At 52.4% G+C, this 2,500-nt stretch carries 2 rRNA genes (1 of these 2 cut by a window edge); both read left to right on the top strand.

Going from position 1 to position 2,500, the window contains the following annotated elements:
- A 23S ribosomal RNA gene (locus WH87_RS02860) occupies positions 1-2,081 on the top strand; it begins 641 nt to the left of the window's first position.
- Between the two features lie 133 nt (positions 2,082-2,214).
- Positions 2,215-2,330, top strand: a 5S ribosomal RNA gene (gene rrf, locus WH87_RS02855).
- The last annotated feature ends 170 nt before the right edge of the window (positions 2,331-2,500 follow it).

The raw sequence follows: 2,500 nt of genomic DNA, 5'->3' as shown, positions 1-2,500 counted from the left end.
CAAGTGATCTAGGTATGAGCAGGCTGAAGGTAAGGTAACACTTACTGGAGGGCCGAACCCACGTAAGTTGAAAATTACGGGGATGACTTGTTCCTAGGGGTGAAAGGCCAATCAAACTTGGAAATAGCTGGTTCTCCGCGAAAGATATTTAGGTATCGCCTCGAGCGAATACTCTGGGGGGTAGAGCACTGGATGGGCTAGGGGGTCTCACCGACTTACCAAACCTAACCAAACTCCGAATACCCAGAAGTACTACTCGGGAGACAGACGGTGGGTGCTAAGGTCCATCGTCAAAAGGGAAACAGCCCTAACCTACAGCTAAGGTCCCCAAGTCATAGTTAAGTGGGAAAGCATGTGGGAATGCTTAGACAACCAGGAGGTTGGCTTAGAAGCAGCCATCCTTTAAAGATAGCGTAACAGCTCACTGGTCAAGCGTTCCTGCGGCGAAGATGTACCGGGTCTAAAACTATGCACCGAAGCTTAGGGTTTGCACGTTTACGTGCAAGCGGTAGCGGAGCGTTCTGTAAGCCTGCGAAGCGGTACCTGTGAGGGGCCGTGGAGGTATCAGAAGTGCGAATGATGACATGAGTAGCGACAAAAAGTGTGAGAGACACTTTCGCCGAAAGTCCAAGGGTTCCTGCGCAATGCTAATCAGCGCAGGGTTAGCCGGCCCCTAAGGTGAGGCAGAAATGCGTAGCCGATGGGAACCACGTTAATATTCGTGGGCCAGGTGGTAGTGACGGATCGCGCAGGTTCGTATCCCCTTATTGGATTGGGGGTGCGATGAGCCGGTTCCTGGAAATAGCTCCACCAATATTGACCGTACCCTAAACCGACACAGGTGGACTGGTAGAGTATACCAAGGCGCTTGAGAGAACTATACTGAAGGAACTCGGCAAATTGCATGCGTAACTTCGGGATAAGCATGACCTCTATGTAGGCAACTATATAGGGGTGGCACAAAAGAGGGGGTGGCGACTGTTTACTAAAAACACAGGGCTCTGCGAAGTTGCAAAACGACGTATAGGGTCTGACGCCTGCCCGGTGCCGGAAGGTTAAATGGAGGGGTTAACGCCCTGAAATGAAGCCCCGGTAAACGGCGGCCGTAACTATAACGGTCCTAAGGTAGCGAAATTCCTTGTCGGGTAAGTTCCGACCTGCACGAATGGCGTAACGACTTCCCCACTGTCTCCAGTATAGACTCAGCGAAATTGAATTCCCCGTGAAGATGCGGGGTTCCTGCGGTCAGACGGAAAGACCCCATGCACCTTTACTATAGCTTTACGCTGGCATTTGTGTCGGCATGTGCAGGATAGGTGGTAGGCTTTGAAGCAGGGACGCTAGTTTCTGTGGAGCCGCAAGATGAGATACCACCCTTATCGTCATAGATGTCTAACCGCGGCATAACAGTGTCCGGGACAGCGTATGGTGGGTAGTTTGACTGGGGCGGTCGCCTCCCAAAGAGTAACGGAGGCGCGCGATGGTAGGCTCAGAACGGTCGGAAATCGTTCCTCGAGTGCAATGGCATAAGCCTGCCTGACTGCGAGACTGACAAGTCGAGCAGAGACGAAAGTCGGTCATAGTGATCCGGTGGTCCCGCGTGGAAGGGCCATCGCTCAACGAATAAAAGGTACGCTGGGGATAACAGGCTGATAATGCCCAAGAGTCCATATCGACGGCATTGTTTGGCACCTCGATGTCGGCTCATCACATCCTGGGGCTGGAGCAGGTCCCAAGGGTATGGCTGTTCGCCATTTAAAGTGGTACGTGAGCTGGGTTTAGAACGTCGTGAGACAGTTCGGTCCCTATCTGCCGTGGGTGTAGGAATATTGAGAAGAGCTGACCCTAGTACGAGAGGACCGGGTTGGACGAACCTCTGGTGGACCTGTTGTGGCGCCAGCCGCATTGCAGGGTAGCTAAGTTCGGACGGGATAACTGCTGAAAGCATCTAAGCAGGAAGCCTCCTTCAAAACTAGTATTCCCTTGAGAGCCGTGGAAGACCACCACGTCGATAGGCCGGGTGTGGAAGCGCAGCAATGTGTGAAGCTTACCGGTACTAATAGCTCGATTGGCTTGATCGTTCTCATTAATCTATGTCCGCATAGATTGTGACTGTTCGATCGGTTCAGAAATACACTCGATCAACCCTCCTTGCATGGGAGAGGGTTGGTCCAAATAACAAAACCAGAATTCACATCATACGTTTTTCGCTGACCTTGTGGTTTTTGCGAGGAGCCCAAGACCCGATCCCATCCCGAACTCGACCGTCAAATTCCTCTGCGCCAATGGTACTAAGTCTCAAGGCTTGGGAGAGTAGGTCGCTGCAAGGTCTGCCAAAAACGTATGGTTCTCATACACAATGCCGAAACACAAAACCCCCAGTCCGAAAGGACCGGGGGTTTTTGCGTTCCAGGGCAAGGAGTGAGGGGAAGCGGAACCGAGATTGCAGTGCGGGGTTGACCTCAATGAGCATTCAGACATGCTCATGCCGCAACTCAAG

This window comes from Devosia epidermidihirudinis, assembly GCF_000971295.1.
Classification (GTDB): Bacteria; Pseudomonadota; Alphaproteobacteria; order Rhizobiales; family Devosiaceae; genus Devosia; species Devosia epidermidihirudinis.
The sequence above is the reverse complement of the archived record's forward strand: the minus strand, read 5'-3'. Positions and strand labels throughout refer to the sequence as shown.